This is a genomic window from Planctomycetota bacterium (genome assembly GCA_016207825.1).
Lineage (GTDB): Bacteria > Planctomycetota > MHYJ01 > JACQXL01 > JACQZI01 > JACQZI01.
Map to the genome: position 1 here is coordinate 1 of JACQZI010000037.1, position 25,732 is coordinate 25,732.

The window sequence follows — 25,732 nt, forward strand, 5'->3', positions numbered from 1 at the left end:
CCCTATACCCCCTAGCCTATCCCTATCCGGGGTATGCCGAGCGCGAAAAGGGAGTATATAGAATTTCTATTTAAGGGGAACAAAAATAGTTATGCCCTCCTTACAGGGTATCACCACCCCCTCTACCCACCTCCCCTATACTCCCCTCCCTACCCCCATTCGGGGTGAGTAGAAAAACCGGAATAGGGGGTGCGACGGTAAAACGAATCCCCGTCTTTGCGCTGGGACGGCTAAAGCTCGTATATTAATTTCTATTTCAATATAATTAAATTTATCAGGCAGGGAAATAGGATCGGGACACCTGATTGAAAGAACAAGTGGAGGCGCGAGTAGTGAGGGGGGCGGCCTTTGGGTCGCCCCAACTTCATTTATTTTAATGGAGACAGGATATCTGTCAGATTGGGTTTGCCGATTTCTTCGGTCTCGTAACTGACAAATAAATAGGGCTTATTCAGCTTCAGATACCTTCCCAAATCCGTCGGGGTCGCCATTAGGACCAAATCGCACGGCACGGCGTTAATCGAATCTTCCATGTCCTTCATCTGTTTGGGGGTATAGCCGATTGCCGGCAGGACCGAAGATGTCTGTTTGTATTTTTCGAACGTGTCTTTTATCTCGCCTTTGGCATAAGGTCGCGGGTCAATGATTTCCTTGGCTCCGTATTTCTTCGCCGCAAGATACCCGGCGCCATAGCCCATTTCACCGTGGGTAACGGTCGGGCCGTCTTCGATAACGAGGACTCGTTTCCCCTTGACCTGTTCCTGGTCCGGGACGTAGATTATTGAATTCGCCTTGACGATTTTCGCCTTCGGGTTATATTTCCGGGCATTGGCTTCCACGGAGGCTATCTCTTCCGGCTTGGCGGAATCGACTTTATTGATGATGATGACATCCGCCAGTTCGAAATTCACCCTGCCCGGATAATAGCTTAGTTCATGGCCTGCCCTCAAGGGGTCGGCAACGGTGATATAGATATTGGGCTTGAAGAATGGAATATCGTTATTTCCGCCATCCCAGATGACGACGTCCGCTTCCTTTTCCGCGGCGCGCAGGACCTTTTCGTAATCCACCCCGGCGAATACTATGATGCCGTTCCTGATATGGGGTTCGTAATCTTCCCTTTCCTCGATAGTGCATTTATGCTTATCAAGATCGGCGACGGTTTCATAGCGCTGGACCGTTTGCTCGACCAGATTCCCGTAGGGCATCGGGTGGCGGCAGACAGCTACTTTCTTACCCATGGATTTAAGGATTTTCACGACACATCTGGAGACCGGACTTTTACCCGCGCCGGTCCGGACCGCGCAGACCGCCACGATTGGCTTGGTGGATTTTACCATGAGTCCCTCGGTTTTGGGTAACGTGAAGACAGCCCCAGCCTGTTCCACTTTTTTTCTCTGGACATCGATATAATTATAGGAAACGTCGCTGTAGGCAAAGACGACTTCTTCTACTTTATCCTGTTTAATAAGGTCGGTCAGCATTTTTTCCGGCTTTATGGGGATGCCCTGGGGATATAAATTGCCAGCCAATTCCGGCGGATAGCGCCGGTCGTCTATATGGGGAATCTGGGTTGCCGTAAAAGTGGTCACGTGGATTTGGGGATTATTGCGATAAAGCATGTTAAAAAGGTGGAAATCCTTGCCTGCGGCGCCCATAATTAATACGTTTTTAGTCATAGTCTGTCACTCCTTCCCGCAAGGCGGGATTTCGGGAACGCCCGATTACAGGAACCCCCCTGAATGGGCGCACTCGATTGAGATTATTAGTTTAAAGACAAGAGATTTTATACTGGGAAAAGCCTAAAAGCAAGGAAAATCCGAGTGTTTTTTGTTGCCCCGCAAAGCGGCTTTTCCTATAATCAAGGGCAAGATATGCCAAAATTACTGATTATCGAAGGCATGGGCAAGGGAACCACTTACGAGATAAGCGGAAACACCTCTTTGGGCAGGGCCTCCTCCAACCTTATCCAACTTTTCGGCAAGCAAATCTCGCGCAATCACAGCATCATAGTTAAAAAGGGTAGTAATTTCATCATTCGTGATTTGAACAGCCGCAACGGCATTTTCGTAAACAGCAAGAAGGTTGAAGAACAGGTTTTAAAGGAAGGTGATGAAATAGCCATCGGGACGGTGAAAATGATATACGAGCCTTCTTTTGACATAAAGACCGCTTACGGGAAAGAGGATAGTTTAATCGTCCTTCCGGATGAAGAATCCGTAGCGACCTCCATGATTACCACGTCCATTCCGGAGGCGACCATAGCGCTTGACGAATCCCGCGCCCTGACGCCGATTAAGAAGACCGGGAAAACGATTGACAGCGAGGCAATGAAGCGTCTGGAAGTGGTTAACCAGCGCCTCAAAGCACTTTATGAAATCGCTTCTTTATCCGGCGCCATGATGGAAGAAGAGGAATTGCTCAAACGCGCCTGCGAAATCATATTTTCCGTTATCAAAGCGGAACGGGTGGCGATTATGTTTTCCGATGAAGCGGGCAACGAGGTCCATCCGGCAATCATCCGCTCACCCGAAGGCCCGGGCGGGGACATCACTTTAAGCCAGACCATTTTAAAGGAAGTGATTAAAAACAAGCGGGCGGTTTTCTCGCCCGATATTGAGGTTGATAAGCGTTTCCAGCTAAGCCAGAGCATAAGGCTCGACCAGATAAAATCGATCCTGTGCACGCCGCTGGTGACCAAGAACCGACTCATCGGGGCAATATACCTGGATACGCGCGACCCGCAATATACATTTATCGAAGACGAGCTTCACCTGCTTATTGCCATCAGCCAGCAGGTGGCGATTGCCCTGGAAAACACCCGGCTTTACCACCAGGTTAATGAGGAGGTGAAAATTCTCAGGAAGAAAACCCAGGAAGAAGCCAGCTTAATCGGCGAAGATAAATCCATGCAGGATGTTTTGGATAAGATAAACAAGATTGCGTCTTCGGATGTAACCGTTCTTTTGGGAGGCGAAACGGGAACCGGCAAGGAGCTCATCGCCCATGCCATCCATTATGCCGGTAACCGGCGCGACAAGCCGTTTATTGCCGTGGATTGCTCCACCATCCCCGTGACATTGCTGGAAAGCGAACTCTTCGGACACGAGCGCGGGGCTTTTACCGGCGCCAGCCGCATGAAGGTTGGAAAATTCGAGCTTGCCGAAGGCGGGACAATTTTCCTTGATGAAATTTCCAATATGGATATGGCAACACAGGCGAAGTTCCTGCGGGTACTGGAAGAGCGCAAGTTCACCAGGGTGGGCGGGATAAAAGTGATGTCGATAAACGTCCGGATAATCGCCGCGACCAACGAGGATCTGGAAATGCTGATAAAAGAAGAGAAATTCCGGGAGGATTTATACTATCGTCTGGCGGTCATGCCGATTATCCTGCCGCCCTTGCGCGACCGGAAGAACGATATCCCGCTTCTGGCAAAACATTTCCTGCGTAAGTTTGCCGAGACGAGCAAGAAGAATATCACCAGCATTACGCCGGAGGCCATGAAATATCTCGTTTCTTACAATTGGCCCGGAAACGTCCGGGAGTTGCGTAATATCATCGAGCGCGCGGTGGTTTTAGGGGCCAAGACAATAATTACCCCGGAAGAATTGCCCATGCACATCACCAAAAAGGCGCCTACCCATGAAATGATGATAATGGAAAATCTCAATAAGATGTCTTTGGATAATATCCTCAAGCAAGTGGAAAAACAATGTATCATACAGGCGTTGACCGAGGCAAAAGGGCGCAAAACCGTGGCGGTGAAAATGCTCAGGATATCCCGCCCGACCCTGGATAAGAAGATAAAGGAGTATGATATCCCGGTATGAAACAGACAAAGCCATATATCAGCGAGCTGAAAGACAACGAAACAATAAAGCGGGTTTTCCTGGTCGCTGCCAAGGATGTCAAAAAGGATAAAAACAACCGTCCTTATTTTGACCTGAAACTGGCGGATAAGACCGGGAGCATTCCTGCCAAGATGTGGAATAACGCGAATATTGACAGGCTGGATAAAAGTTTCGCCAAGGACGATTTTATTTATGTCGCCGGGAAGCTGGAAGCGAGCGCCAAATACGGGCGGCAGATAATAGTAGACAGCCTTGACCGGATCGAGGAAACCGATATAGATTTATCTGATTTTGTCCGCCAGTCCGGGCAGGATGTTGAACTCTTGTTTTCCCAGCTGTCCGAGGCGATGGAGGCAATCGAAAATCCACACCTTTCCAAGCTGGGCACTTTGTTCTTTAAGGATAAGGAGTTTATTGATTCTTTCAAGAAGGCACCCGCCTCCATAACGCATCATCAGGGATATTTGGGAGGATTGCTGGAGCATACTGTTGCCATCCTTAGCCTGGCAAAGAATCTTCTGGTGAGCTATCCGAAACTCAATCGCGATTTGCTTCTCTTCGGGGTTTTCCTCCATGATATAGGCAAGGTCAAGGAATATCAGATTAAACTGCGGCCCGACCATACGGATGAAGGCAGGTTAATTGGCCATACGGTTTTAGGAATTTTAATGCTGGAAGAAAGGGCCAAAGCGATCAAGGATTTTCCGGTGGAGTTATTAATGCAGCTGCGGCATCTTATCATCAGCCATCACGGGGAGCGTGAATACGGGGCGCCGGTTGTCCCGATGACCGCCGAGGCAATGGCACTGCATTTCCTGGATAATATAGATGCACGGTTAGCGGAATATTACGAGATTACGGAAACGCTGCCCGCGGAGGCAGTGTGGACCAATTGGCTGCCGTCGCTGGACCGCCGGTTCTACCGCCCTCCAGAAACCGTATAATAAAAGGCGGTTATTTTTTATTTTCTACTCGTTCCCCAATCATTATCTTGGGAGGAGGATTAATATACTCTCTTACCAAGAGGCGCTTGCATTCCAACGGGTAAAATTTATAAGGCGCATAATGGTTTATTAGCAAAGACATATCTTTTAGCTCCCCGGTAATTTTGCCGGTAATTTTCCGGTTATTAATTTTGATGGTTGTTGTTCCGTCTGTTTCATGAAAAAGGGATGCTTTATATATTGCCGGTTCGGCAGGCAAAACGCCGTATTTACAATTAACTTTTTGCTCTCCGGCAATAACCGCGTAAATATCTCCCGTATACATATTCCAGGAATCATTAATTCCCAATGTGATTTCCCGGCTTTTAAGAGATTCGTTTATTTGTTTCAATATATAATTAATACGCATCCTTACTTCCGGGTCCGATGTTTCTTTAAGTGTTTTTGCCAATGATTCAAGGGAAGGCTCGCCGATTTTTATTAAAGCGTTCTGTGCTGATTCCCTTGTTTCCCAATCATCATCGCCGAGACTAACTACAAGTTTATTAAGCCGGTTTTTAAGCTCGTCATTGATTTTAACCGGAGATGTTAGCTTTACATTCAGATAAAATGCTTCAATGTATCCGGCGGTGTCCCCGTAAAGAATGTCACATTCTATCGCGAAACCTTGAAGGGGCGGAATGTTTTTGATTTTTATCGTACGGTTATTCCAATCATTGTCCTTCCCGTCTTTAAGCGAATTGATTACCAGCGAGCTTTTGCCTGCGTTATCTTTGCGGATAGAATAATCGATTTCTTTTTCCGCTTCCCATTTAGCGGCGTCTAATTTGCCGGAACTGAAATCCTCATAAAACGGAAGAAGGTCGAATAGCGTAAAATTAGCCGCCGTGGCGCCGGGATTGCCGTAATAAAGCCAATAATTAGCATCTTTTGATTCCGGCGGAAGAGCTTTTTCCAAATTAAACCACAGTGTCGTTTCTTTAGCCTTTTCGTCTTGGTTTTCGATAACAAAAGGAATTTCCGTCCCTTTATAAACCAGTCTTAGATCGGCTAAAACAGGGGATGCGTTGTTCCCAAATCGGTTTTTATCTATCACGAAATCTATCGTATAATTTTTGTTCAAAGGTGTTTTTGTCTGATTGGTTATTTCTATATTATTTCGGTATGCCCAATCTGCATCCCACCACCCGGATGGTTTATCGCCGCTTGATTGGGAAAGAACGAGAGAGGGATTACGGATAGTGAAAAACAGCAGCGCTAAAAACACTGTAAAAAGGGCAAGTGTTTTTAAGAATTTCTGCGCCGAACTAAAATTAGCGTCTTTCGCCATAAAGAATAAAAAACGGAGATAAGAATATTCCCTTATTCCTTATCGTTGAGATGAAAAGATTTAAAAAGCTCCCCGCGTATCTATAAAGCGGATTATTCCTGCAGCCGTAATAGCCATTGATTATCCGTGCCTTAAATCCTTTTTGTGACAGGGCGTTTCTTAAGCGATAAGGATTCATCAGGTGTTCCATCCAGTTACCAGTATATGGATCACAGGTGTTGGTCGGGTGAGACAGTTGCTTGGGTAGGCAACCGGTTTTTGAGTAGGCATCAACCGCTTTTATGATATCCGGTTTCATCATTCCCCTTGTGGCAATTGCCAGCTTGTCGGTTTCCACTTCAGAAAGGCTTGATACGCGTTCGCGGATGATTTCCTGGCGGATGGTTAAGTAAGCACGGCTGGTATCACGTTCTTTATGCCCGTATTCGGGTTTCCGGTCGCAATGCTCGGCTTCATATTGCTTCCTCGATACGCGCAAGGTATAAAGCTTATTAAACATATTGGCGCCGGACGCCATGATTATCTTTAGCGTCCCATCGGATAAGCCGGGAAGCTTATCAAAAAAAGAGGCGATATCATAGACATGCTCGATTACGTCGTAAGAGGCAATCGTATCGCAGTTAAGTTCATGCTCATGTAAAAAGGAGATGGTTTCATCTATATCACCGCAGACATAATAATCCGCGTCCAGTCCGAGTGCTCTGGCGGTTGTCTTGGCGTCGTTACAGGAAACGTCGTAGATATCATTATAAATCACCGTGCCCAGCCCAAGTTCCTTGGCCAATAAAGAAAGTATGCCCGAACCTCCCCCGTAGTCTATAAAGACGAATTCTTTCAATGGCTTATTGTTTCCAACAAGCACCCATGCCAGAAGATAAGAATACAACTGTAAATTCGCCGTCAGGTTTGCCGTTTTGGATGCAAGATATGTTTTGCCGTAATCGGATATTTGAAGTTCGGTTATTTTAAAAGATTTCAGCTTGATGAAAACCTTTTCCGCGGCCTGATTTATCTTTTCAAGTAACTGCCAATTTATCGGCAGACGGGCGTTTTTATAGATAAATTTCATAACGTTTATTTATTAGGCTTTCGGCAAACACAAATCTTTTCATCTTTCAGCAAGCCGTGTTTTTGGATAAGGGTATCTCCCAGCATGGCCGCGTAGTTATCAGGTGTTACGATAAAACCCGCTTCTTCAAGTCTCTTGAAATAATCTCGTCCGTAAATCCTGACATGGTCCGGATGCCCGAAAACCTTTTCCCGTTCCGCCGCCGGTACCGCAGGGTCTTCAAAGGTTCGTTCTCGCTTAATATCAACCGGTGTTTGCAAGATTCCCCATCCGCCCGGTTTTAATATCCGGCAAATCTCATTCATTGCCTTTCGGTCGTCTGGAATATGTTCAAGCACATGATAACAAATTATGCAATCAAAATGGTTCGCGGGGAACGGTGTTTTTGTCAAATCCACCCTCAGCATAGCCCAAGATGACGAAAGGTCAGCGCTTAAATAATCAAGGTTCGGGCATGCCCGATATTTTCCCTGGAGGAATCGCAAAGGCGCGATGTCAAGAACCTTCAGTGGCGCCCTGAAAAAGTCCGTCTTCTCTTTTAAATACAACCAGAGAAGGCGATGCCGCTCAAACGAGCCGCACCGGGGACAAATCGCATCCGGCTGTTCTTCTGAGAATCCGATAAACTTCCGGAATTCTCCTCCGCAACAAGGGCAAGCGTACTTTTTACCCAGATAAAAAAGCGAATAAATATATCTTACCCGCAGATGACATTTTTCAGGGACAATGCTTTTAAAAATGTTTTTTATAAATCCCATAATTATTTGGAGGAAAAGGATAAGATCCGTTCGGCAACGATCCTCCAAGAAAATAATTTCTCTGCGCATTTGCGGCCGTTATGGCCCAGCTCTAATCGCAGTTTTTCGTCGGTTGACAGTTTTTCCAGCGCGCCAATCAGTTCATCTCGGTTGTTATAAGTCACCAGAATTCCGGCGGTGCAGTTTTTGACTTCCTGCGAAAAAGAAGCTTCCGTTGCCAGAACCGGAATACCGCACGCCATATAAGCAAAAACCTTTAATGGAGAGCAAATCCTTTGGGGAGGCATCAGGGCGACCCCAATATCAAATGTATTAATCCATTCAGGAGCAATATCCTTGTGAACCTTTCCCGGGAATAGGACCTTGTTTTTAATATTAAGCTTCTCAGCAAGCGCGATATAATCGTTGAAATATTCCCCGTCGCCTACAATAACGGCAATTGTTTTATCATGCTTTTTCAGAATCGGAGGCAAACTTTCTATTAAAGTATCAACTCCCTGCCAGCCGGCGAAGTTACCGATAAATCCGATGCAAACCACATTTTCCTCTAAGCCCAGTTGACGGCGGCATTTTATCTTGTCCATCGGTCTATAGAGCTCAATATCTACCCCGTTAGCGACGACAACCGTCTTTTTATCCGGTATCGAAAAAGTGTGGCGGATTTTTTCAGCAAGGCGGCTGTCGATGCAAAACAACCTGCTGGCACGGTTAAAGACTAATTTTTCCAGCCATTTTCCCGCTCGGCGTCGCAGCCACATACAGCTTGATTTCCGGTATGATTCTTCGGCGCTGAAAAAACCGTTAATTTCCAACCAGATGGATTTTCTAACTGGCAAAAATCTTAAGGCTAGGGCAAGATTTGGATGGTGACGGACATAAATTTTATCGTAACGGGTATCCCGGCATTTAAGAATAAGGATAAACCAGGCAATAATGCTTGAAACAATCCCTTCAATCAACCAAAAATTAGTCCATCTGGGTAAAACATAAACAGTCAAATTCTTTTCTTTAATGACGGATGGTTTGGGGCTGATAACAACCACATCTGTCTTTACACCAATTTGCCGAAAGGCCTTGGCTAAATCCAAGAGATGCACTACCCGCGCATCCGTCTGGGACATATCTACCTGTGCTAGCGATAATATTTTCATGACAATTGTTTTTTCCAAACTAGGGCATTTATCCAGCGCCATGGAGTAAAACTAAAAGGCATTTTTCCTTCTAGGATGGATTTAAACTCTTTTTGCAGTTCAGGTCGGATAAAAACAGCATCGTTATCTGGAATAGTTTGTAAAAGATTCTCAAAATTAACCCGCTGGGTTTGGGTTAGCCAGATATCTTCCGGAGTGACAAAACCCATTTTGTCGCGGCGCAGACGTACTTCCTCTGGCAATATTCCTTTCATCGCTTGCCGGTAAAGATACTTGGTCCAGCCGTTCCGGATTTTCTGGTTGTCAGGAGCCGAAAAAACAAACTCGACAATCCTGTAATCCAAAAAAGGAACTCTTGATTCTATGGAAAAAGCCATGGAATTTTTATCTTCATAACGCAGTAACGCCGGCAGGCTGGCGGAAACAAACATCTCGTATAATTTCTTTGTTAAATCCCCTGCGCCTTCATACGGATTTTCCTTTTTAAGCATTTGCAGGTATTTATTATGCGGGGATTGCTTCACTCCCTCTTGCCAGAAATCAGTATTCAGCCATTTTATTTCGTGCCGTACCCTTCGGTCGAAGATGCGGTAAAGCCGACGGCTGAGATAGGCGGAAAATAAATCGCCGGCTATTTTAGCGAGAGAAGACTTTCTGACACGACAATATCCGGAAAGCTCCGCCGATAAAGCTGAAAAGCGCAGTTGTTTCAATAACTGGATAAGATAGACCGCGTAATAAGTAGGATACCCGGCAAAGATTTCGTCTGCCCCCTGCCCGTCCAGCATGACCGTTACCCCGCTTTCCTTTGCCAAGCGGAAAACATTCCATTGCGCGTAAGGGCTGCTGGAAATGACTGGTTCATCCTGATGCCAGACAAACCGTTCGATTTCTTCAAATAGTTTTTTTCCCGACGGGAAGGTATAATAGGGCTTGACTTTTGTAAAACCGGTGATTTTATGTATAAACTGGCGTTCGTCATAGATCCTATTCTCAAAACAGGAAGAAAATGTTTTTTGGAGATCCGTTTTATTTTCCAATTGCAGTAATTTATTTACAACGCAAACTATTCCTGAAGAATCTAATCCGCCTGAAAGGCAGCTTCCGATAGGGACGTCGCTTCTTAGGCGCAGTTTGATGCTATCCTCAAAGAGATTCAGGAAAATCTCTTCATATTCCCGGTCTGAACAGCCGGTCAGTTTGCTATTAAGATTGATATCCCAATAGCGGACTGGTTTCGGCATATAGCCTTGTTTGCCAAGCGGTATTTCCAGATAATGCGCCCCGCGCAGTTGTTTTATACCCTGGTAAAAGGTTTCTTCGGAGTGATCAAGCAAGCCGTAAACCAGGTAATCAAAAAGGACACCTGTCTTTATCTCTTTCGCTACATTCTGATGAGACAAGATTTGCTTTATCTCCGAGCCGAAAATAAAATAATTGCCGTCGAAATAATAATAAAATGGTTTTACCCCGGCACGGTCGCGGCTGCAGAAGAGGATGTTTTTGCGCAAATCCAGTATCGCGAACGACCACATCCCGTTGAATTTGGAAAGGCAGTTCACTCCCCACTCCTCATATGCCGCCATAATCACTTCCGTATCCGTCTGGGATTTGAAGCTATAGCCTTTGGCTTCAAGCTCTTTCCGTAATTCGATATAATTATAAACCTCGCCGTTGTGAATTATCCAGAGCTTGCCATTAGAGTAAGACATTGGCTGGCATCCGGCATCCGTCAAATCTATGATGGACAGTCGGCGGTGCCCCAAGCCGACCGACCAGCTTGTGTTTTTGTATACGGATAAATCGGAGGACTTATCTATTATCCTGTTGCCAGAACTCCCGAACAGCAAAAATCCTTCCCCGTCCGGGCCGCGGTGGCGCACGATATCCGTCATCCGCCCGAGTGCTTCCGCGTCGACAGGTTTATTATTTAATGAAACGATTCCGGCTATTCCGCACATAATTTTTACGCTTACTTTGCTTCTTTAGCGACTAATTTTGCCAGCTCCAGTGCCTGCTTTTTAGTGGAAACAGATTTCTCCAACTGCGTTTCTTCCACCTTCTTCAGTATTACCGAAAATAGCGGGCCCGGTTTCAGCCCGAGCCGGATTAAATCATGCCCGTTTATCAGGAGCTTCGGCTTAAGTTCTTCTTTGGAAAGCTTCTTAAACTTCCGCTGGGCGTAATAATGAGGTTTAAGGTCCAAATCGCTTGCCAGCCGGTCCGCCTTATGGAGCTCGGCAAGTTCAGCGTAATGAGGCTCACGGAAAAGCCGTTTTAAAGTCGCAGTCCGCATCTTTTCGATATCCTTAAAAGCCATGTGTTTATCGACCAGGAACATCACTTTTTCCTTTTCTGCATTGGAAAGCCTGAATCGGTCACATATCTTTCCGGCGATATCGCGGCCTTTGTGTTCGTGCTCGTGGAAACGGATCCGGTCCGTTATCATAAATGTCTTGGGTTTACCGACATCATGCAAAAGCGTGGCAAAAGCGAGCTCGAAAGTTAAAGACACGGGCAGTTTTTCCAAACACCTTAATGTATGAACGTAAACATCTCCTTCCGGATGAAATTCCTTGGGTTGTTTTACGCCTTTCATCTTATGGACTTCCGGAAGCAATATTTTAAGAAGCCCTGTTTTATCCATAAGCCGGATGCTTTCAGCGCGCCTTTTTGAAAGGAGCATTTTTTTGATCTCATCGCGGATGCGTTCGGCGCTGACCACTTTTATCTTCCGGGCGAATTTCTTTATGGCGGAAAAAGTTTTCGGCTCTATTTTAAATCCCAATTGCACGGCAAAGCGGATTGCCCGGAGCATTCGTAGCTTATCTTCTTTGAAACGCTCTACGGGAGCGCCGATGGCGCGTATGAATTTGCGTTTAAGGTCTTTCTTCCCTTCGACCAAATCGACCAGCCGGTTTTCCAGCGGGTCAAAGCCCATACCATTGACTGTGAAGTCGCGCCTCAGGACGTCGTTTTCCAGGGAGGAGAATTTTACTTTGTCCGGATGGCGCCCGTCCGAATAGGGACCTTCGGTGCGGAAGGTGGTTACCTCTATGTTAAACCCCTTCTCGATAACATTGATTACGCCGAAGGCCTTTCCTGTGGCAACGGTTTTCTTAAATATTCGGATGACGTCTTTGGGGTGCGCGCCGGTGGCGATATCATAGTCTTCGGGAATGCGGTGCATCAGCTTATCGCGCACGCACCCTCCTGCGAAATAGGCCGCAAATCCGTGCTTACGGAGCCGCTTTAAGACGCCCAATGCCGTTTCGTATTTGGGGTTTTTGGTTTGCATGACCTAAAACTATATCAAATCCAATGCGGATACTCAAATAAAAACGAAGCGAAATAGCCCCGCAATGTCAATATTTTATTGCATTCCGAACCGGATTTGATATACTTTCTAATCCGCTTGCTTACGAAAGGCAGAAAAGCATGAAAAAGGTTATTGAGCTAATAAAGTCCAAAAAAGCCAAGGTCGGAATCATCGGGATGGGTTATGTCGGGCTGCCCTTAGCACGCCTTTTTGCCCAGAACGGATTCGCCGTCATTGGGTTCGATATCGATAAGGAAAAGATTAAAAACCTTAATGCGGGCAAAAGCTACATTAAGCATATCTCCTCCGATTCCATAAAACAGATGCTCCGACAGGGTTTTCGCCCGAGCAATAATTTCAAGGAGCTTAAAGCCACGGACGCCATCATTATCTGCGTGCCTACCCCCTTGACCAAGATGCGCGAGCCGGATCTTTCCTATATAGTTAATACCGCCGAGGTGATTTCACAGAATTTGCGCAAAGACCACCTGGTCATACTGGAAAGCACTACTTATCCGGGGACAACGGATGAAGATGTCCTGCCGATACTGGAAAAATCAGGCCTCAAATTCGGCAAGGATTTCTATCTGGCATTTTCACCAGAGCGCGAAGACCCGGGTAACCCCGTTTACTCCACGGAGAAAATACCAAAGGTGGTCGGCGGAGTGAATAAAGAATCTGGCGAGCTTGCTGCGCTTTTATACGGGAGCGTGGTCAAAAACATCGTGCCGGTTTCCACAGCGCGCGTTGCCGAGGCAACCAAGCTCTTGGAGAATATCTACCGCTGTATTAATATCGCGATGGTAAACGAGCTTAAGATGCTCTTTGACCGCATGGACATAGATGTTTGGGAAGTAATAAAAGCCGCTTCAACCAAGCCCTTTGGATTCCATCCATTTTATCCGGGGCCGGGGCTGGGCGGGCATTGCATCCCGATAGACCCGTTTTACCTTACCTGGAAAGCGCGTCAGTTTGAAATGCCGACAAGGTTTATTGAACTCGCCGGGGAAATCAATACCAATATGCCTTATTATGTGGTGACTAGGGTGATTGACGCCTTGAACGTGCGAGACAAATCCATTAAAGGTGCCAAGATTCTCATTCTCGGCGTGGCATATAAAAAGGACGTGGATGATATGCGCGAATCGCCGTCCATACGTTTGATAGAAATACTGGAGGAAAAGGGCGCTATCGTGTGCTATAACGACCCCTTTATCCCGAAATTCCCGCACCTGCGCCAGCATAAAATTGGCTTGAAGTCGCAGGCGCTTACCGCGGACCTTTTGAAGAAGCAGGACGCGGTGGTGATTGCTACAGACCATTCGATTTATGATTACCAGTGGATTGTGAAGAATTCCCATCTGGTAGTGGACAGCCGTAACGCCACGGCAAAGGTGACAGTGGGGAAAGAGAAGATAGTTAAGGCTTAAGTACACGGATTGAGTGGATTAATCTGCTTAATCGGTTTAATCAGTGTACAGATTTAAGTATGGGGATTTTTAAAGCGTACGATATCCGCGGGAAATATCCTTCCGAGCTGGATGAACCTAAGGCCTATATCATCGGCCGGGCGATTGCCAGATACTTTAAGGTTAAATCTATCGCCATCGGGCGCGATGTCCGCTTATCCTCAGATTCCATGCGGGACGCTTTAGTCAAGGGCTTAACGGATGAGCAAGTCGCGGTGACGGATATCGGGGTTGCCACCACGCCAATGTCTTATTTTGCCAGTGCCGTCTACGGATTCCCGGCAATGGTTATGGTGACTGCTTCTCACAATCCACCCGAATACAACGGATTCAAAATCTGTCGCGAGAACGCCATTGCTTTGTCAGAGAAAACGGGATTATTAGATATAAAGAGAATTGCGGATGAGATTTCTTTACAGTATAAATATGCTCCGGCAAAGACTAAGACCGCTTTGCTTGATATCAAAGCTGATTACAAGAAACTTATCCTGAATCTGGTCAAGATTCCCAAGCCGGTAAAAATAGTGGTGGATACAGCCAACGGCGCAGTCGGCCCGGTATTTGAAGAGATATTTTCTAAGGCGGAATTCGCCTACACGGCATTATATTTTAAGCCGGACGGAAGGTTTCCTAACCACGAGCCCAATCCAATGAATGACGAGAACATGGTAGATATCAAAAAGGCGATATTGAAGAATAAGGCGGATTTCGGGGTTGCTTTTGATGGGGACGGCGACCGTTGCATGTTCCTGGATGAAAAGGCCGAGCGGATTCCGAGCGACATGGTTTCCGCCCTGATTGCGCGGGAGATGATAGCCGCCGAGCCTGGCGCCGGGATTGTCTACGATCTACGCTCAAGTTGGGCGGTCAAAGAAGAAATCGTTAAAGCCGGAGGCAAGCCGATAAGGGAGCGAGTAGGCCACGCATTTATCAAGGAGATGATGCGGAAATACAATTCGCCTTTTGCCGGCGAATTATCCGGACATTATTATTTCCGCCAAAGTTATCCCAGTCCCAAGGGCGTAGGAACGGTTTACTGGTTCGCGGATTCCGGGATTGTCGCCTTTGTCAATTTTATAAACGCCGTGACGCGTATAGGAAAGCCGGTTTCAGAGATTATCAAGCCATTCAAGCGCTATTTTGCCTCCGGCGAGCAGAACTTTGAGGTGAAGGATAAGGATGCCGTAATGGAAAAGATTACCGTCGAGTTTAAGGACGCTTCGCTAAAGGATAAACTGGATGGTGTGACCATAGAATACCCTGATTGGTGGCTGAATCTACGGCCTTCCAATACCGAGCCGCTTTTGAGACTTAACCTGGAAGCCAAAACCAAGGACAAACTGGATAAAATAACGGACAGGCTGGTGAAGATAATTAAGGAAGGCTAATAGTGAAAAAAGTTATTATTATTGTTTTACTGTTTGTAGGGTTAATGGGATGTAACGGAAAGACTCCGGGGCTTCCGAATTTAAATGGCAAGACGGCGCTGATAATTATCGCGCCGCAGAATTTCCGCGACGAGGAATACCGAATTCCGCTGACGCTCTTGGAAAAAGCGGGCGTCAAGATTACAGTCGCTTCATCCGAACTTGGAGAAGCGCACGGAATGCTCAAGAAGGAAAAGGTAAAACCGGATATTCTACTTAAGGATGCCAAGGCAGATGAATATGACGCGGTTATATTCGTGGGCGGCCTTGGTGCGATGAAGTATTTTCAGGATAGCGATGCCCAAAGGATAGCCAAAGAAGCGGTGGAAAAGAACAAACTCTTGGCGGCAATATGCCTGGCGCCGGCGATACTGGCCAATGCGGATTTACTCAAAGGCAAAAAGGCGACGGTGTATGAATCCGAAGCCGAAACGCTGAAAGCCAAAAGCGCGCTTTATGAAAACAAAACGGTTGTGAAAGACGGGCTGATTATCACTGCCAACGGACCCGAAGCTGCCGGTGAATTTGCCGAGGCGATTGTCAATGCCTTGGCCCAAAGGGCTAAGTAAATACAATTCCAATATTCAGCGAAACATTTCCCCTCCAGCCGTGTTTAATTATATAAGAATAGTCTGTCAATAAATTATAAGACGGATAAATAATATATAAAGAGAAAGGAGCGTGGTATGATAAAAGGGTTAAAAATAGCGATGGTAGCGCTTGCTATTGCCGGGCTGATTTTAATCTGGGCACATGACAGTGTCGCTCAGGGAAACCAGAAAAGGCAGGAACCGCCTGTCGGATATGATGAGATTATGGAGCCTGATAATATGTTCGAGATGGAATTCGAAGAAGGTGAATTAGGAGAAGGAGAAGACAATCCACCCATGCCGTCTGCCGAGGACAAGAACCGGGGGGAAAGAAATAAAGGCGAACGCTTCAGGGGGCAGCACCAGCCGATGCAGGGAGGGCCGGATATATTTATGCAAAACCTGAAGGTGCAGGAAGAAATGAAGCGTCATGGCGAGGCGATGAAGCCTCTCTTTGAAGAGATGAAAGTCCTTAGGGAGAAGATGAGGAAAGAATTGAAGCCGAAAGACGGCGAAACCAAACCTCCGAAAGAACAGCCGGGGAAAGATGCGCCCAAGCCGGATGATAAGATGAGAGAAGATATGGAAAAGCTCATGGACCCATACAAAGCCGAAGCCGAAAAGATTGCCGGGAAGATAACGGCGGAAATGGTTTTACATCACCAGAACCTGGCGAAAATCGTGGAAGCCGAAAAGGAAAATATTACCAAAAAGATTGCCAAAGATATTTTAATGCCACCCCCTCCGGGACAAAGAGGCAATATGGGCGGCCACCAGGAAAATAACCGGGGCGGAATGAGAAGGGGTGGAAACCAGAACGATAATCAGAAACCACCGATGCCGCCGGAGGAAAAGGAAGAATAAACAAATTATTTTAAGCTGACAAACCCCCTCTTTGGACGAACTGTAAGAGGGGGTTTTTATTTGGGACAAATCTGGAAGGCGGTAATTTATAGACAAACCAACCCGATTTCATTATAGTAACCCGAATTAGACTGAGGTAATGGGCGAGATTATCTATGGCAAGAGAAATAACCGCGGCCGAACGCCGCAAGGGATTAAATATATCCATCTGGGACGGGGTGTTTACCACCATACATGGGACTTTGGTTGGCGGTGTGTTTTCTATCGGATATATAAGCGATCTTGGTGCGAAAAACATCCATTTCGCGCTTTGGACTGCCTTGCCTCCGTTGGTAATCGTGGCGCAGATTTTTACCGCTTATTGGCTGCAATCCTTATCGTCACGCAAACCGATTACCGTAATTACCGCGGCCTTATCCAGACTTTGCTGGTTCGCAGTAATATTCCTGCCTTTTCTGTTTATTAAAAACAAGGCATTGAATATTTTCTTCGCCCTTTATGTTTTAGCGGCGATTACCGGGGCGATGGCAGGAAACCCGTGGACTTCCTGGATGTCCGACCTCGTGCCGAGGCAATTGATCGGAAGATATTTTAGCCGACGAAACATGATTTGCGCGATAGTAGGAGCAGTTGTTGGACAGGCAGCTGGGCTTTTTCAAGATTACGGAAAACAGATTGCCGGGTATATCTACAATTTGCTGCCCACAATAGATTATCTGACAAAAGAAGAAGCGCTTAATTTTATTAATCTTGGACTGCTTTCGTTGCTGGGAGCAATAGCGGGCATAATCGCCACGGTATTTCTTATAAAACAGCCCGAACCGTGTTTCGCGATAAGAGAAACTCAGCGCAAGCCCATAATGCTATGGAAATATATAAAAATTACTTTGGCGGATAAAAAATTCAGAATATTTATAATCTTATTTTGCGCCTGGAGCATCATCAACAGTTTTGCCGCGCCGTTTTGGCTGCCGTACCTTAAGAATAATATAAAATGGGGTTATTCCACGATAAAATTCTATGAATCGCTGGCATTATCATTCCGTATCCTGGGGCTGTTAATCTGGGGTAGGCTTATCGACCGCTACGGATGCAAACCTGTAATCATGGTGGTGATATTTTTTGTTTCGCTCCATCCTTTATACTGGGTGGTTTCCGATTCCAATTTCAGCATCATGATTTATCTGGACGGCATTTCTAGCGGTTTTATGTGGGCGGGAATGGAAATCGCGCTTTTAAAGATGCTTCTGGGAAGCGCCCCCAAAGAGCATAAAGAAATGTATTATGCGGTATACGGCGTATTGACAAGCGTTTCCGCGGCGCTTCCGCAATTCCTTATCGGATATGTGGCGGATATAATCCCGCCGGGTTTCGTTTTCCTTTCTCTGGATTTTGTAAAATGGGTATTCTTTTTTACGGCCATCGGAAGATTCGCATTTCTGGTGCCTTTTTCAAAGCTGATAATCGAGCCGAAAAGCAAGCCGGTTTTATATCTTATTGATAATATAGCAGGACGCGTCAAAGGGTTGCTGGGGTTTATGAGCACGGTTTTCGCCCGGGAAGAAAAACCGGGGAAGAGCTCTTAAGTTCAAACGGGGCGCCTATTTTAATTTAGCGATCATTTCCGGGTCCAGCCTCTTCAGTTTTTGTTTGGTATCCACCATGACGATAGTGGTTTCGCCTTCCACCACCAGGCGTTTGGTTTCTTTCTCGGTTATTTTATACTGGAAGACAAAACTGGCACCGCCGAACTTAGAGATCCATGTATCAACCACTATTATTTCTCCATAATGTGAAGGGGAGCGGTAATCAACCCGTGCCGAAGCGACCATAAAGAAAACGCCTTTGTCGTGGTAGGCTTTTAAATCCACCCCGCGCCGGTTCATGTAATCGGTGCGGGCGCGCTCAAAGAACTTAAGGTAGTTCGCGTAATAAACGACGTTGCCGCAGTCGGTGTCTTCATAATAGATTTTTATTTCCATGTTTTCTCCTTTGTATACAGATTAAGCGGGTTCAGTCGATAATTACCTTTTCTTGACTTCGTTACAGGCATAATATAAAATTCCTTAAGCAAAGCAAGAAAATCGTTACGTTATATTGATTCAAAAGTAAGGAGCTCCGCATGAAAATATTTTTAGATACCGCAAACCTGAGAGATATTAAGCAAGCGCAGGATATGGGGATTTTGGACGGGGTGACCACCAATCCGACCCTGATTGCCAAGGAGCAAAAATCTTTTAAGGAGCTGGTTAAAGAGATTTGCGCCATCGTCAAAGGTCCGGTCAACGCGGAAGTGGTCGGGAAAACTGCGGACGAAATGGTTAAAGAGGCGGAGGAGCTAGTAAAAATTGCCAAGAATATCGTGGTGAAAATTCCGATGAATCCCGAAGGGCTCAAGGCCGTGCGGGCCCTTTCCGCGCGCGGGATAAAGACCAATGTAACATTATGCTTCAGTTCACTCCAGGCGATACTGGCCGCCAAGGCCGGGGCGAGTTACATGAGCATTTTTGTCGGGCGGCTGGATGACGCCGGGCACGTCGGGATGGATGTCGTCCGCCAGATCAAGCAGATTTATCTTAATTACAAGTTTCCCACGGAAATAATCGTGGCGAGTATCAGGCATCCTTTGCACGTGGTGGAGACGGCGCTTTCGGGTGCGGATATCGCGACCATTCCTTACGCAGTGTTTGAAAAAATGTTCAAGCACCCCTTAACCGAGGACGGAATCGAGATTTTCCTTAAGGACTGGGCAAAAGTAAAAGTATAACCGCCTTTGGGCATATAAAAATGTATCGTTATCCGGCAATGATTTGTTTATTGGTAATTATTTTCACCGCCTCGGCCTGCCCGAGTGTGCCCAAAAGGGGAGAGTATCCTTCCGACAATAATTTCCTTGAGGGTGATAAGAGTTTTTACGAGGGTGAATACGAAGCCGCGATAACCCGTTACCAGGCTTATTTAGACAATAATTCCGGTTCGGCTTTTGCCGGTGAGGCCTGGATGCGGATGGGATTAAGCCGCCTGGCCTTAGGGGATTACGATAAGGCGCTGTATGATTTGCTTAAGGCGGAGAACAAAACCAAGAGGACTTTTTTGAAGGCGCAGGTCTTCGGGGCAATCGGGCGGTGCTATCTTTTTAAAAGGGAATATGAGCATGCCGCGCGGTATTTTAAGAAGGTGCTGTCTACGGGCGAAGGCGCCCTGCCTGAAGACGAGGTCTTTTTTAACCTGGCGACGGCATTGATGAGAAGCGGACGATGGGATGACGGGATAAATTATTTCAAGCGATTAATAAAGGAACATCCGGAAAGCCGTTATGCCGAAGCAGCCAAGGAGCGTCTTTACTTTCCGCCCAATAATTTTGTGGTCCAGATTTCCAAATATCAGGATAAAGAAAATGCCGAAGAGGAGATGAAAGAATTGAGCGAGGGTAAAGAAATTAAAACTTCTTTGAAAATTATGTTGATAGAAGGCGAGCAATATTATTTTATATGGGCGGGTAGTTTTTCTTCCTGGGAAGAGGCTTTTAAGAAGGCGGAGGAAGTCCAAGCAAAAGGAGTGGAAGCGATAGTGGTGCCGTAATCACGAAAACACGAATTACGATACACGAAACGGCGAAATTTAACAGAAAGGAGTATGTATGCGAAACGACCCTCATACGGGGACTCCCGATTATTCGGGGTCACCCCGAAATGCAATGGAGCGGGGCAGTGAAGTCCCGACCCAATCGGGGCAATACCAGAATATAATGTATGAAGTGAAAGATGGTTTGGCTTTTGTAACGGTTAATCGTCCGGAGAAACTTAACGCGCTTAATGACGAGCTTATAAACGAATTGTTTGAGGCATTTTATAACATAAAAAAAGACAACGACATTAAGGCTGTTTTGATTACCGGATCGGGAGACAAGGCGTTCGTTGCTGGAGCGGATATAAAAGAGCTTTCCCTGTTAAACCCGGTTACCGGTAAAGACAAAATGCTTAAAGGGCAGGCGCTTTTTAGCCTGATTGAGAACGCAGGAAAACCGGTTGTGGCGGCGATTAACGGATTTGCTTTAGGCGGCGGGTGCGAATTGTCTTTAGCATGCACCATCCGGTTTGCATCAGCCGACGCCAAATTTGGGCAGCCGGAAGTGAATCTAGGGATTATCCCGGGTTACGGAGGAACGCAGCGGCTCAGCCGCCTGGTCGGGAAAGGCCGTGCTTTGGAACTGATTCTTTCCGGTGATATGATTGACGCAAACGAAGCTTACCGGATAGGATTGGTTAACAAGGTTTATCCGAAGGAAAAACTATTGGAGGAAACCGAGAGATTCTGCCGCAGGCTTATGTCCAAAGGGACAAAGGCGCTTCAATATGCGCTGGAAGCGGTAAACAAGGGCCTGAACCAGACTCTAGAAGACGGATTTAACCTGGAGGCGAATTTATTCGGAGTGCTTTGCGCAACCGAGGATATGAAGGAAGGGTTGACGGCGTTCTTGGAAAAACGCAAAGCGGAGTTTAAAGGAAAATAATAACACGAAGACGCGAAAGTGTAAATAGGAAAACACGGAAATTATCACGAAATATTTTATTTTCGTGAAACTATGAAAAAAGCGATTATATCAGATATACACGGAAATCTTGAAGCCCTGAAAGCGGTTTTGGCGGATATCAAAGCCAAAGGCGTTTCGGATATCATATGCCTGGGCGATATCGTCGGATACGGACCCAACCCGCGCGAGTGCCTCAAGCTGATTAAAGATAATTGTTCTGTTTGCATCAAGGGAAACCACGAGGAAGCCGTCCTTTATATCGGCATAAACTTTAATATCGAAGCTGGTTTGGCGGTTGATTGGACTAGGAATGAGATAAACTCAATGAAGTATGACCCGGCGGAAACCGAAATGATGTGGAATTTTATCGGGGAATTGCCCCGCCTGCATGAAGGGGATGACTTTTTGTATGTTCATGCCTCGCCGAAAGAACCGGTCCGTGAATACCTGAGGCCTTCCGATGCCGCTAACGCTGAAAAGATGGCGGATAATTTTAACCTTATCCGGCAGAAATGCTTTTGCGGGCATACGCATGAGCCGGGGGTTTTTGTCCAGTATACGGATGAATCGGTCTCTTTTTACCGCCCTGATGATATAAAAGGCGTATATAATCTTGATGAGAATAAATGCATAATTAATGTCGGCTCGGTCGGACAGCCGCGGGATAACGATAACCGGGCTTGTTATGTAATAATGGAAGATGGCCGGGTTTCTTTCCAACGCCTGGTGTATAATTATAAGGAGACAATGAAGAAAATCCTGAATACAAAAGTCTTGCCCAAAATGCTGGCGGCGAGATTGCATGCCGGAAAATAAAAAAAGGAAATTGCCACGAAGACACCAAGGCACGAAGAGACATGAAAATTATTAAAGAGCTTCCGCGCTTACCTAAACGTCCCCGAAACAGCCACAAGGGTGATTATGGTAGAGTATTAATCATTGCCGGTTCGCGCGGGATGGCCGGTGCGGCCCGGCTGGCGGCGGAAGCCGCTTTGCGTTCCGGCTCAGGGCTGGTTACGGTTGCCACGCCCAAAAGCCAGCAGCCGATTCTCGCCAAAAAAATAACCTGCCAGATGACATACGCCCTTCCGGAGACAAAAGACGGGACAATCGCATTTTCCGCAAGAAACCCGTTGCTTAACCTGGCGAAAAAGCAGGGTGTTATAGCGATTGGTCCCGGGCTTTCCCAAAATCCGCAAACGATAAAATTAGTTTTATTATTGGTGCCTGATTTAAAAGTTCCGACAGTTATTGACGCCGACGGGTTGAACGCTCTAAGCAAGAACGTAAATACTTTAAAGAAAGCTAAAGCGCCGCTTATCCTAACGCCTCATCCGGGGGAAATGGCGAAACTAATTGGTTCAAAGGTTCAATGGTCCAAGAGTTCAAGGGATAAAATTGCCGTGGATTTTGCCAAGCGATATAAGGTGATTGTGGTGCTCAAAGGACATCAAACCGTTGTTACGGACGGGGAAAAAGTATATATTAATAAAACCGGTAATCCCGGAATGGCCACCGCCGGAAGCGGCGATGTCTTGACAGGCGTGATTGCCGGGTTATTAGGGCAGGACCTGCGGCCTTTTGAAGCCGCCCAACTCGGCGTTTATATCCACGGACTGGCGGGCGATTTAGCCGCCAAGAAAATCGGGGAGCTTTCGCTTATTGCAACAGATATTTTAGAGTTTTTACCGAGTGCGTTTAGGAGGATAATAAAATGAAATACGTAATAATGGTTGTGCTTGTAGTAAGCAGTTGCGTTTTGCTTTTAGCGCAAGATAAAGATACTGCGCAAGTTAATCCGGCCTTTGAAGACGTTACGGAAAAAGCCGGGATAAAACTCGGCAACGGGCAGGCGCGCCATGTCGCCTGGGGCGATTACGATAACGACGGCTTCGATGATTTGCTCCTTAACGGAAGCCGCCTTTTTAAGAATAATAAGGACGGCGTGTTTACCGATACGACCCAAAAAGCAAAGATAACCGAGCCCGCCGGCGGAGGCATCTGGGGCGATTACGATAACGACGGACACCTGGATATTTTTGCCTATGATTACAATAAATATATATTGTGGCATAATAATAAAGACGGGACTTTTACAAGTGTTGCAAAAGAAGCCGGTTTAGGGATTAATCCCTATCCGACGCAGGCCGCCGCCTGGGTGGATATTAATAATGACGCTTACCTTGATTTATACGTGGTGAATTATGAATGGAACGATAAGGAGTTGATATCGGTCGGGGCGCCGGATGTCCTGTGGCTCAATAATAAAAACGGAACTTTTGATAATGTGTCTTTGCAATCCGGAATAACAAAATCCGAGCCGCCCAAATGCGGCTACGGCGTTGCGCCGGCCGATTTCAACAACGACGGTTTCGCGGATATCTACGTGACCAATTACCGCCTTCAGCCGAATTATTTGTGGAAAAACGACGGCAAAGGATTTTTTATTGATGTCGCGCGCGAAGCAAGAGTCCAGGATAAGGAAAGCAAGGTAGATGATAACGGCGGCGTTTTCCTTTCTTACGGCCATTCCATCGGCGCCTGCTGGGGCGATATTAATAACGACGGCTTGCTGGATTTATTTTGCGCCAACCTGGCGCACGGCGGAAGGTTTTTGGAGTTCTCCGATATCTCCGCGCTTTATATCAACCAGGGCGCGCCGAAATGGGATTTTATAAATATCCAGAAAGAATCCGGCATCCCGTATGCCGAAACGCATTCCGAGCCGTCCTTCGGCGATTATGATAAAGACGGGTTTTTGGATTTGTATTTATCCATCTGTTACAAAGACCGTTATGTCTTGTTTTACCGCAACCAGGGCAATTGCACTTTTAAAGACATGACAAAGGAAGCCGGCATCAGCCAGCAGGATGGCTGGAGCGCGGCCTGGTGCGATTACGACAACGACGGCAACCTGGATTTGGCGGTAGGCGGCGGATGGGAATCGGCACTCAAGCTTTATCGCAACAAGGGGAATAAAAACGCGTATCTTAAAGTGAAGGTTGCCGGGAAAGACTGCAATAAATCCGGGATTGGAACGAAAATAAAGGTTACGGCCGGCAAGCTTGTCCAGGCAAGGGAAATCTTCAATTGCCACGGGTTGGCTTCGCAGGATTCTATGAGCGCGTTTTTCGGCTTTGGGGATTATAAAGGCAAGGTAGAGGTTGAGGTGAAATTCCCCTGCGGAAAAGTGAAAACACTTAAAGCGCAGGATTTGAATAAGATTATCACGGTTAATGAATAAAAGTTTCCCCGAAAGAGGAAATAATTTTAAGAGGCAATAAAAATATACCGGCGCCTGATTAACTACGCGCATGCACCGGATTAATTCATTCCGGATTCATGTCCCGCTAAAGATACCGTCTGGTTTTATCAAATGGTTGCTTACGATTCACAAGTTACGGGTAAGGATTTAAATACCCCGTCGGCATAGCTTAATTCATAACCCGAATATGCGTTATTTAATCATAGGGCAGGTATCATTAGATGCCGGTTTAGGTATGGCCGGAACGAGGGGTTGGTTCAACGAAAAGGATGGTTAGGTAAAACCAAAGGCTCCCCATTGGTTTTGAAGTCAGCCGGAAAGGGAAATCTCCTCCCACCCCCACCACCCCCCGGTGGTACCCCTGCCAAAACGAAATAAAGGAATTTTCATCTTAATATATTCGTTTTACGTCTTTTTTGGGTATTGAAATGTCAGTATTGGCCATAAACGAGGGGTGTTATTAGCCAAAAGCAGTGTTACCAAACGGTAATTTTGTAACCTTTTAAGCAGCCTAAAACACCCCAAAACCGTTATATTAGCTATGGCTAAAAGTGTTTCCGTATGGTAACGCTTGTTACCGGTTGGTAATGCGGATTTTAGTGTCTAAGTGATTTATTTATAAGGAGTTGGGTGGTTACGAAATAGTCATCCAGTACATAATTTATGTGCTGGATGGCACGCTTTTTGCTATGTAAATCAACCACAAAGGCACGAAGGGCACAAAGATAAGATAAAATAAGGTGATTTATGGATGAATTAGGGAAAAAAAGAAGCAATGAATTATCTAACAGGATAATCGGAGCGGGGATTGAGGTTCACCGCGTTCTTGGCCCAGGTTTATTAGAATCCGCTTATGAGGAGTGCCTTTGTTATGAGCTAAAGCAATCTAAGCTTTCATTTGAAAGACAGAAAGCTTTGCCGGTCATATACAAAGAAATTCATCTTGATTGCGGTTATCGCATTGATATTCTGGTGGAAAAACTGGTGATTATAGAATTAAAATCGGTCGAACAAATCGAACCGGTGCATGACGCCCAGTTATTGACTTATCTTAAACTATCCGGGTTATGGCTTGGATTGATAATAAACTTTAATGTCCCAATCCTAAAAGATGGGATTAAACGAGTAGTTAATTAGATAATAAAAATGGAGAAATGT

The 25,732-nt window shown here is 46.2% G+C and carries 22 protein-coding genes; 14 read left to right on the forward strand and 8 right to left on the reverse strand.

The window, feature by feature from the left end; all coding sequences use genetic code 11:
- Positions 1-368 precede the first annotated feature (368 nt).
- The gene (locus tag HY811_11395; GenBank protein MBI4835404.1) at positions 369-1,679 is read right to left on the reverse strand and encodes a GTPase; all 1,311 of its coding nucleotides are present in this window, start codon (positions 1,677-1,679) and stop codon (positions 369-371) included.
- Positions 1,680-1,874: 195 nt separating this feature from the next.
- Here HY811_11395 and HY811_11400 point away from each other — a divergent pair, with 195 nt between their 5' ends.
- The gene (locus tag HY811_11400; protein MBI4835405.1) at positions 1,875-3,833 is read left to right on the forward strand and encodes a sigma 54-interacting transcriptional regulator; all 1,959 of its coding nucleotides are present in this window, start codon (positions 1,875-1,877) and stop codon (positions 3,831-3,833) included.
- Positions 3,830-4,798 (forward strand): HD domain-containing protein, encoded by a 969-nt coding sequence (locus HY811_11405; protein MBI4835406.1) that lies wholly within the window; start codon positions 3,830-3,832, stop codon positions 4,796-4,798. The genes HY811_11400 and HY811_11405 overlap by 4 nt, the downstream gene beginning before the upstream one ends.
- Before the next feature lie 10 nt (positions 4,799-4,808).
- Here HY811_11405 and HY811_11410 read toward each other — a convergent pair whose 3' ends face one another.
- From HY811_11410 to HY811_11435, 6 genes are read right to left on the reverse strand one after another with little or no spacing between them, the layout of a single operon-like run.
- Positions 4,809-6,128 carry a DUF2341 domain-containing protein gene (locus HY811_11410; protein MBI4835407.1) on the reverse strand — a complete coding sequence of 440 codons (1,320 nt, stop codon included), beginning with the start codon at positions 6,126-6,128 and terminating at the stop codon, positions 4,809-4,811.
- Entirely contained in the window at positions 6,112-7,197 is a 1,086-nt protein-coding gene (locus tag HY811_11415; GenBank protein MBI4835408.1) for a hypothetical protein, read from the reverse strand. Before HY811_11415 ends, HY811_11410 begins: the two co-directional genes overlap by 17 nt.
- Positions 7,198-7,202: 5 nt before the next feature.
- Positions 7,203-7,955, reverse strand: coding sequence for a methyltransferase domain-containing protein (locus HY811_11420; protein MBI4835409.1), 753 nt, complete (start codon positions 7,953-7,955; stop codon positions 7,203-7,205).
- Positions 7,956-7,957: 2 nt separating this feature from the next.
- Positions 7,958-9,106 carry a glycosyltransferase family 4 protein gene (locus HY811_11425; protein MBI4835410.1) on the reverse strand — a complete coding sequence of 383 codons (1,149 nt, stop codon included), beginning with the start codon at positions 9,104-9,106 and terminating at the stop codon, positions 7,958-7,960.
- Positions 9,103-11,067 carry an asparagine synthase (glutamine-hydrolyzing) gene (gene asnB / locus HY811_11430; GenBank protein MBI4835411.1) on the reverse strand — a complete coding sequence of 655 codons (1,965 nt, stop codon included), beginning with the start codon at positions 11,065-11,067 and terminating at the stop codon, positions 9,103-9,105. The genes HY811_11425 and asnB overlap by 4 nt, the downstream gene beginning before the upstream one ends.
- 11 nt (positions 11,068-11,078) lie before the next feature.
- Positions 11,079-12,404, reverse strand: coding sequence for a CCA tRNA nucleotidyltransferase (locus HY811_11435; protein MBI4835412.1), 1,326 nt, complete (start codon positions 12,402-12,404; stop codon positions 11,079-11,081).
- A 140-nt stretch (positions 12,405-12,544) separates the two neighbouring features.
- On the opposite strand from HY811_11435, the gene HY811_11440 reads away from it, so the two are divergent.
- From HY811_11440 to HY811_11460, 5 genes are all read left to right on the forward strand, one after another.
- Positions 12,545-13,855: a nucleotide sugar dehydrogenase gene (locus HY811_11440; protein ID MBI4835413.1), complete on the forward strand. Its 1,311-nt coding sequence runs from the start codon at positions 12,545-12,547 to the stop codon at positions 13,853-13,855.
- A gap of 59 nt (positions 13,856-13,914) precedes the next feature.
- A complete protein-coding gene (locus HY811_11445) occupies positions 13,915-15,282 on the forward strand; it encodes a phosphomannomutase/phosphoglucomutase (protein ID MBI4835414.1) in 1,368 nt (455 codons plus the stop codon).
- Positions 15,283-15,284: 2 nt separating this feature from the next.
- On the forward strand, positions 15,285-15,890 hold the full coding sequence (locus tag HY811_11450) for a DJ-1/PfpI family protein (GenBank protein MBI4835415.1): 606 nt from the start codon (positions 15,285-15,287) through the stop codon (positions 15,888-15,890).
- Positions 15,891-16,007: 117 nt separating this feature from the next.
- Positions 16,008-16,775 (forward strand): hypothetical protein, encoded by a 768-nt coding sequence (locus HY811_11455; protein MBI4835416.1) that lies wholly within the window; start codon positions 16,008-16,010, stop codon positions 16,773-16,775.
- 155 nt (positions 16,776-16,930) lie between these two features.
- Positions 16,931-18,361 carry an MFS transporter gene (locus HY811_11460; protein MBI4835417.1) on the forward strand — a complete coding sequence of 477 codons (1,431 nt, stop codon included), beginning with the start codon at positions 16,931-16,933 and terminating at the stop codon, positions 18,359-18,361.
- A 15-nt stretch (positions 18,362-18,376) separates the two neighbouring features.
- On the opposite strand, the gene HY811_11465 is transcribed toward HY811_11460, so the two are convergent.
- The gene (locus HY811_11465; protein MBI4835418.1) at positions 18,377-18,757 is read right to left on the reverse strand and encodes an acyl-CoA thioesterase; all 381 of its coding nucleotides are present in this window, start codon (positions 18,755-18,757) and stop codon (positions 18,377-18,379) included.
- 140 nt (positions 18,758-18,897) lie between these two features.
- Here HY811_11465 and fsa point away from each other — a divergent pair, with 140 nt between their 5' ends.
- The 7 genes from fsa (at position 18,898) to HY811_11500 (ending at position 25,711) form a co-directional block, all read left to right on the forward strand.
- Positions 18,898-19,542 (forward strand): fructose-6-phosphate aldolase, encoded by a 645-nt coding sequence (gene fsa, locus HY811_11470; GenBank protein ID MBI4835419.1) that lies wholly within the window; start codon positions 18,898-18,900, stop codon positions 19,540-19,542.
- Positions 19,543-19,580: 38 nt separating this feature from the next.
- Positions 19,581-20,357 (forward strand): tetratricopeptide repeat protein, encoded by a 777-nt coding sequence (locus HY811_11475; GenBank protein ID MBI4835420.1) that lies wholly within the window; start codon positions 19,581-19,583, stop codon positions 20,355-20,357.
- A gap of 166 nt (positions 20,358-20,523) precedes the next feature.
- Positions 20,524-21,288: an enoyl-CoA hydratase/isomerase family protein gene (locus tag HY811_11480; GenBank protein MBI4835421.1), complete on the forward strand. Its 765-nt coding sequence runs from the start codon at positions 20,524-20,526 to the stop codon at positions 21,286-21,288.
- Positions 21,289-21,360: 72 nt separating this feature from the next.
- Entirely contained in the window at positions 21,361-22,125 is a 765-nt protein-coding gene (locus HY811_11485; protein MBI4835422.1) for a metallophosphoesterase family protein, read from the forward strand.
- Between the two features lie 41 nt (positions 22,126-22,166).
- The gene (locus tag HY811_11490; GenBank protein MBI4835423.1) at positions 22,167-23,027 is read left to right on the forward strand and encodes an NAD(P)H-hydrate dehydratase; all 861 of its coding nucleotides are present in this window, start codon (positions 22,167-22,169) and stop codon (positions 23,025-23,027) included.
- Entirely contained in the window at positions 23,024-24,553 is a 1,530-nt protein-coding gene (locus HY811_11495) for a CRTAC1 family protein (GenBank protein MBI4835424.1), read from the forward strand. The genes HY811_11490 and HY811_11495 overlap by 4 nt, the downstream gene beginning before the upstream one ends.
- 768 nt (positions 24,554-25,321) lie before the next feature.
- Positions 25,322-25,711 carry a GxxExxY protein gene (locus HY811_11500; GenBank protein ID MBI4835425.1) on the forward strand — a complete coding sequence of 130 codons (390 nt, stop codon included), beginning with the start codon at positions 25,322-25,324 and terminating at the stop codon, positions 25,709-25,711.
- Positions 25,712-25,732 lie beyond the last annotated feature (21 nt).